At 41.8% G+C, this 7,242-nt stretch carries 6 protein-coding genes and 1 tRNA gene; 3 read left to right on the forward strand and 4 right to left on the reverse strand.

Annotated elements, in window-relative coordinates; all coding sequences use genetic code 11:
- Positions 1-68: 68 nt before the first annotated feature.
- The 4 genes from AB4484_RS26070 to AB4484_RS26085 form a co-directional block, all read right to left on the reverse strand.
- Complete coding sequence (locus tag AB4484_RS26070) at positions 69-566, reverse strand: hypothetical protein (RefSeq protein ID WP_017080976.1); 498 nt, start codon at positions 564-566, stop codon at positions 69-71.
- Between the two features lie 78 nt (positions 567-644).
- A complete protein-coding gene (locus AB4484_RS26075) occupies positions 645-1,169 on the reverse strand; it encodes a hypothetical protein (protein ID WP_231717438.1) in 525 nt (174 codons plus the stop codon).
- A gap of 788 nt (positions 1,170-1,957) precedes the next feature.
- On the reverse strand, positions 1,958-2,962 hold the full coding sequence (gene ltaE / locus AB4484_RS26080) for a low-specificity L-threonine aldolase (protein WP_050620707.1): 1,005 nt from the start codon (positions 2,960-2,962) through the stop codon (positions 1,958-1,960).
- Positions 2,963-3,001: 39 nt separating this feature from the next.
- On the reverse strand, positions 3,002-3,517 hold the full coding sequence (locus tag AB4484_RS26085) for an NUDIX hydrolase (RefSeq protein ID WP_050620708.1): 516 nt from the start codon (positions 3,515-3,517) through the stop codon (positions 3,002-3,004).
- Between the two features lie 288 nt (positions 3,518-3,805).
- Between AB4484_RS26085 and AB4484_RS26090 the strand changes: the two genes are divergently transcribed.
- From AB4484_RS26090 to AB4484_RS26100, 3 genes are all read left to right on the forward strand, one after another.
- Positions 3,806-5,461, forward strand: a complete 1,656-nt coding sequence (locus tag AB4484_RS26090; RefSeq protein WP_372080985.1) for an ATPase RavA domain-containing protein — start codon at positions 3,806-3,808, stop codon at positions 5,459-5,461.
- An 11-nt stretch (positions 5,462-5,472) separates the two neighbouring features.
- The gene (gene viaA, locus AB4484_RS26095) at positions 5,473-6,918 is read left to right on the forward strand and encodes an ATPase RavA stimulator ViaA (protein ID WP_017070584.1); all 1,446 of its coding nucleotides are present in this window, start codon (positions 5,473-5,475) and stop codon (positions 6,916-6,918) included.
- Between the two features lie 199 nt (positions 6,919-7,117).
- Positions 7,118-7,191, forward strand: a tRNA-Cys gene (locus tag AB4484_RS26100).
- Positions 7,192-7,242 lie beyond the last annotated feature (51 nt).

Consider the following 7,242-nt stretch of genomic DNA (forward strand, 5'->3'; position numbering starts at 1 on the left):
GATATTGATATTGATATTGAGATGAGATTAAGTCGGAGGCCAAATAATAGCCCCCGACTTATTAACCTCTAATTTGAGGTGATATTTACGGTTAATGTATCTGAGTAGCCACCTGCCCATGGGGAGGTTTCTGTCGTCACAATATCAATAGATGCGGCAACACCTGTCGCTAATGCTCCAGAACCGCCATAAGAATTACTGACTGAAACGTCATTTAGACCTGGGCCCCCTGGTGCATTAAGCGTGAAAGGAGCTAAGCCTGACGGGTTGAATGTTGCATCGTAGGTAAGAGCGTAGTCTTCGCTATCGTCTGACTCTAGACCACCTTCAGCACTTGTTAGTGTTACCGTTGCACCATCGACGTCATTACACTTCATGTTAAGGCCACTAACAGAAAGGTTTTGAATTTGAGATACGTTACCAAAGTCCATCAATTGTGTTGAAAGACCAGTAACCTCACATACAGGTGAAACAAATCCAACTAACTGGACGTCACCAGGAGCGGCTTGGACTTGAGCACCAAAAATAGCTGTGACTGTTGCTGCATAGAGTGTTAGCTTTTTCATTAGAAATTCCTTTATCTTAAATGATTGGCTCGAATACTGCTGAGCGTATGTTGTATCTGCAGATACATTGCAGAGTTTTCACTTTGTCACGCTATGAATCGAAGGGTAAACTTCGATCTCAATAACGTCTTGATAATAACCTGCGAAACGCAAGCTATTTTCGAGTGCTACCCTAAGACTCCCATGTTGAGAGAACGGAATAACACCAGAACTGTCTATCATTACTGGTGAAGTAAGTTGACTGCTGTGCCTACTTTCATAAAGACGAATTTCGTCTATTTGTAATGACAAATTGTAACTTTCAATAATATCAACCCCTTGATGTTGATATTTTAAACCTCCATATTTTGAGTTGATCGTTATACCCAACGGACGGTTACAATAGATATTAAAAGGCAACGATTGCACATCACGGTGTTCCGTAAAATTCATAATGTTGCCAGAAAAAAAGTTTATTTCGCATCGATCTTTGATCTGACCGCTAATTCCTAACGTTAAGCTATTAGCACTAACATATAATGAGAATGACATACTAAAAATAAACATGTAGACGATGAAGTTATGAAGGGTCCTAAATACTCTAACCATAATTTCACCTCTCAGCGATTGAATGTAACTTGTTGCTTAACTTTGAAAACTATATGTGCTTTAAAAAATGGTGAAGTAGTAAAAAAAGTTTATTATTTAAGAGAAGTATGAGTTTTAGTATGATTTTAACTTGAGGAGTAGAGGCTGAAGAATTAGATAATAATATTACATTCAATTAGATAGGTGTTTTCCGTTGAAGATTCTGGTTTACGAGGGCTTTTTATTTAATTGATAAAATTAGGGTTATGGTCTACCGATGATGATTTGTATTGCACTTTCCGATGAGCCACTGTTTTTGGTGTCTTAAAATTGACAGTATTATTAAGTAAATAAGGATTTTGTAATTTGATTTTAATATGAATGTGTAATTGAAAATTTTATTAACGGAGAGTGATTACCTAAGCTGGTGGCAATTTATCAATTAAAATTAGATGTTTACAGAAGTATAATTAGGAATGATGTAATCTGTTTCTAATTACCGCATGCGTGTTGATTAAAAAATTAACTGTTGGAGCTGAATTATTTATCTTCAGCGACCATTCAATGTTCTATTTCATTAATGCAAGTCAAACTTGAGCAGTAATAGAATGCTGAAATGTGGGGAATGATTCTTAGAAGGTATTCACATAGGCCAAAACGAGATCGCGTTCTGTTCCAGTCAATTTAGTGTGCTTATTAGAAAACTCGTCTGTGTCGAGAAGATGATTTACTGTGGAATTGTTGAATAAATTTTTTGAAAGACTAAAGCTTCTCACAGGAAGCTTTAGTCTTAATTACGGTAGAGGTTAATCTCATTAAAAGAGTTAAAGCGCATTTTCCAACTTAGTTAGGAAAGTCGCGATGTCTTCTGAACTGATGTCTCTATGGGTAACAAAGCGCACTGGGTTCCCTGGTGACATCGTAATGCCTTGTTCGCTCAGCTCGCGAGCGATTCGGTTGATATCCACGGACTCATCTAACTTCGCAAATACAATGTTGGTTTGAATGAAATCAGGGTTAACCGAAAAACCTTCTAGTTTGCTTAAACCAATCGCTAGGTTTTTTGCGTTCTCATGGTCCGCTTTAAGTTGAGTAACGTTCTCCGTCAGCGCCATTTTACCTGCAGCGGCAAGAATACCTGCTTGGCGCATACCACCGCCGACCATTTTACGCAGTCGACGTGCTTTGGCGATGTATTCTTTGCTGCCAAGAAGTAGTGAGCCGATTGGAGCGCCTAAACCTTTTGATAAACAAATCGTCATAGAGTCGAAGTGTTGTGCGATCTCTTTGATGTGCACGTCTAATGCGACTGCGGCGTTATAGACGCGCGCGCCATCTAGGTGCATTTGAAGTCCGTGCTGGTTTACGAACTCACGTGCTTCCGCTAGATAAGACATTGGCAGGACTTTACCATTGATCGTGTTTTCTAAACTAAGAAGCTTGGTACGAGCAAAGTGGCTGTCGTCGGGCTTAATCGCAGCGGCAAGCTTTTTAAAGTCTAAAGTCCCGTCTGGGTTGTTCTCGATTGGTTGAGGTTGGATAGAACCAAGTACCGCAGCTCCGCCAGCTTCGTACTTATAGTTGTGCGCCTGTTGGCCACATAGGTACTCATCACCACGCTCACAGTGCGCCATCAAACCAAGTAGGTTGGCTTGCGTACCTGAAGAGGTGAACATTGCCGCTTCAAAGCCCGTTTCATTTGCTGTCCACTGTTCTAGCTCGTTGACGGTTGGGTCATCGCCATAAACATCATCGCCCACTTCTGCGTTTGCCATTGCGTCACGCATAGCTTGCGAAGGTTTAGTTACGGTATCAGAACGAAAGTCCATGTTTCTCTCCTAGAGTACTTTAGGTAGCCATATAATTGGCTATAGATGGCCACATAATTGGGCTTTGCTTAAACAAGCGATAGTTTTGGTATCGGTGATTTGATCGTGTCGTATTTTATCGTGCAGTTCTTCTAAACTCAGTTCGATCACTTCTATTACTTCATCTTCATCGCATTCAAAGCGGGTAGTGAGGCTTAAGTCTTTCGCGACAAACAGATGTTGTATCTCATCACAGAAGCCAGCTAAAGGGGTGACTTGCCCTAAGCTTTGAAAAGAAGTTGCACTGTAACCTGTTTCTTCTTCTAGCTCTCGTTGGGCACATTGAAGAGGTGTCTCATCTATTTCCATCGTGCCTGCGGGTAGTTCTAAAAGCCATTTTTTAAGAGAAGGGCGAAACTGGTTTATGAGGATGATTTTTCCAGACGAAGTGATAGGAAGAATAACTGCCGCGCCAGGGTGGTTGATTGTTGTATGTTTTACCACGACGTTCGTAGGGAGCGTCACGTTCTCTTCTATGAGAGAAATACTTTTCCATTTATGGATAACTTTACTCATGCAGTCTGGCCACATTCCTTGCCAATTTTTCGTATAACGGAAGACGTGCACCACCATAACGTCTATGGTGTCGAAAATAAAAGAAAAATTAGGTTTCGCATTAGATTTAGTTTCACGCCGTTCGTGATGTTACTCTCATAATTGGAATCTATGATTGCGCCAAAATTACCGACGTAACCATCTGATATAAATGCAACTCAATAATAAAATGCACTTGTAACAAAGTGCTAACAAATGTATAAAAACAATTCTACACTCTCAACTGTTCAAAGATTTTCGGAGTAACGCATGAACCCTTCTATTTCTTCACATGCTGACAAGGCGCTACTCTCTGAAAGAATCAATAAATTAGCGCATGCTCTCTCTGATGGTGTCTATGAAAGAGAAGACACGATTAAACTTTGTTTACTGGCTGCTTTGGCTGGTGAAAGTGTGTTTCTATTAGGCCCTCCGGGCATCGCAAAAAGCCTTATCGCTAAACGTCTCATTCAGGCTTTTGACAACAGTAGTTACTTCGAATATTTGATGACTCGTTTCTCTACTCCCGAGGAAGTGTTCGGCCCACTAAGTATCCAAGAATTAAAAGACAACGGTCGTTACGTAAGACTGACCGAGGGTTACCTACCAACCGCACAAGTCGTATTTCTTGATGAGATCTGGAAAGCAGGTCCTGCGATCCTAAATACGCTTCTTACTGTAGTGAATGAAAAAACATTTAAAAATGGCGCAGACATCGAGCGCGTGCCTATGCGTTTGTTGGTTTCAGCCTCTAACGAACTTCCGGACGAAGACAGCGGCTTAGAAGCTCTTTACGACCGAATGTTGGTTCGTGTGTTCGTAAACCGTATTCAAAACAAACAAAACTTCAAATCGATGCTGACGACTGGCACATCTCAAGAAGCTGTGATTCCAAAGGGTTTGGCAATTACGGATATTGAATATCATCAATGGCAGAAAGAGCTCGATAAGCTGGAACTGACAGACAATTCGTTTGATAAGTTGTTTGAACTAAAAACCATGCTTGAAGAGACGGTTAAGAAGCAAGGCTCTGCTTCAGAGTCAGAATTGTATGTATCAGACAGACGCTGGAAGAAGGCCGTTAAACTATTGAAAGCGAGTGCGTTCTTCAGTGGTCGCGATAGCGTGAACCCGCTGGATATTATGCTTCTGCAAGATTGTTTGTGGCATAGCCCAGAATCACGTGATGTGGTTCATAGCGTGGTAAAAGACTTTGCATTGAACCGAGCGTTTGATCAACAAGAGTCGAAAGCGCAAATTGAAATGGCTCGTGAAGAGTTAGAAGAGATTCAAGACGATGTTGAATCAACCTTGTCGGTGTCGCTTTCTATGGAGTCAACCAGTGGCTTGTTGCGTAAAGATGTTTACCAGAATGACATCAAGAACGCGAAAATGTACAGCGTGGGCAGTGCTTACAATCTAGTGAAACTGGTTATGCTGCAAAGCAACATGTCGGTTTCTGAATCTGAGAAAGGCGATAGCCGTTGGGTATACGTAGCCAAAGACGATTTTGATCGTGTTCTTAAAGAAGGCCACGGGGATATTTACGGTTACGTAAACGAAAACAAAAACCTGTGCCGTTTAAAACTCGACTTGGATGCATCAAACCAATTAGTGATTAAAGACATCGCCAATCGCTCTGTATTGGTGAGTGTGGTTACTACTGACGGTTTAGACCAAGAACTGTACAACAAGTGGTTGAGTGGCGCTGAGAAAGCCTTAGAACAGTTAACTGAAGCTGAATTCAAGTTAAAACGCGTTCGTACTGAATTCCATGATGCATTACCTCATAACTATATTGACCCTGATTTACCAAAAGCGATGGAAGCAAGTTTGCAATCGGTAACGCAAGATCTTGAAACCACGAAAGTGAAGAGTGCCAAGATCGCTCAGCGTATTAAGTTTATGAGCCAGTACTTCGAGTAAGAGGAGAGCATATGTTAGGAGCAGACGGCTTAAACCTCGCTTTGATGGTAGCTGATTCCGGAATCATTGATACCGCGATGAATGATCTCATCGCTCGTTCTCAAGTCATGATGGCTGCAGAGAACAAAGGTGTGAAAACATCAGTGAAAAACCACTTAGTCAAATGGCGCGGTAAAGTAAAAAAACGCGTCACCAAGGTGTGTGAAACTGATCGATTCCAAGAGGAAATCGCCCTTTATCAAGAAGTGATTTACTGGGATGAACCACAGTTCTTTGATGAGATTGACAGCGTTATCAAAAAGCTGGAGTGGCATTCCGCGTTTTATCTACAAGCTCGACGTCTTATGGAGAACAACAAGGGCGTTTATAACGCGATGTTTCCACACTACTTTTGCGACCAATGGTACCAATCACTTTCTGATGCGATTAAACAAGCTCAAGTAACCGAGCTTGAAACAAGCAAAGAAAAAGTCTTAGCCGATCTTTATCAGCGCATGGAAACCATGAAAAACATGGACAAAGTGACAGAGTCGGGTGATGAAGGCAGTGTAGGGCGCTTGTGGGATATGGCATCTGCCAAGTTAAGCAAAACAGACCTTACCATCATGAAGCGTCATGCTGAGTTCTTGAATAAGCACAAGGGCTTGCAAGAGATCGCTGAAAAGCTAGGTCGTATGGCTGGTGAGGAAGATGATCCTTCGCTACACAAAGCCCCTGTAGAAGAATTGCAGATGGTTGAAGAGAAAAGCGATGAAGCGGTTGATGATATTGTAGGAATTCATGAAAGTGATGACCTGAACAAAATGCTGCCAAACGAAACCATGTTCCTAGCTTATCCTGAACTTGAGGTTATCTTTTACAAGCACTTGGCCGACAAGCGTTTACTGAGCTATCGTTCGCAAGGTAAATCACGCACGTTACGCAAAGTGAAAGCGCAAAAACCAGATAGCAAGAACATCGATATTGAAAAGGGTCCGTTTATCGTCTGTGTGGACGCTTCGGGCTCTATGAGTGGTTTCCCTGAGCAGTCCGCTAAAGCAATGGCTTATGCTTTGATGCAAATCGCTCTTGCGGAAGAGAGAGACTGTTACGTGATTCTGTTCTCTTCTGAGCAGATTACCTATGAGTTAACAAGGCAAGATGGCCTACGTGAAGCGAGCGACTTCTTAAGTTACTCATTCCACGGCGGTACGGATTTGGAACCTGTTCTCATGAAGTCGATTGACCTGATGACTGGTGATAAATACAAGAATGCCGATTTAATCGTACTTTCTGACTTTATTGCACCGAAACAATCAGACGAAATGATTGCTCAGGTTGAAAAGTTGAAAGAACACAAAAACCGTTTCCATGCGGTTAGTCTTTCTAAGTATGGTAACCCTCAACTTATGACTATGTTTGACCACTGCTGGGCGTATCATCCGAGTCTTGTCGGTCGTTTCATGAAGAAGTGGTAGCGCTAGAACATCTTGTTTAACTCGATTTTGCTGTGTGTTTTTTGATTAAAGAGATCGAACATGCAGCAATTTGATTTAAATGCCAGCAAACGGAATTTAAATTCACTTTTTTGTTTGACTATCTCCCCTCAATCCGTAAAGTAGGCACCCGAACACAGCGGTGCGGCTTACTTAAGTCCCTAAAGTGTTGAATTAAAAAGGCGCCTTGGCAGAGTGGCTATGCAGCGGATTGCAAATCCGTGGACCTCGGTTCGACTCCGGGAGGCGCCTCCATTCTTTCTCTTAGTTTTATAAGTAAGAGATATTAAGAATGAAAATGCGATA

This window comes from Vibrio sp. 10N.261.46.A3, from assembly GCF_041472995.1.
GTDB lineage: Bacteria > Pseudomonadota > Gammaproteobacteria > Enterobacterales > Vibrionaceae > Vibrio > Vibrio coralliirubri.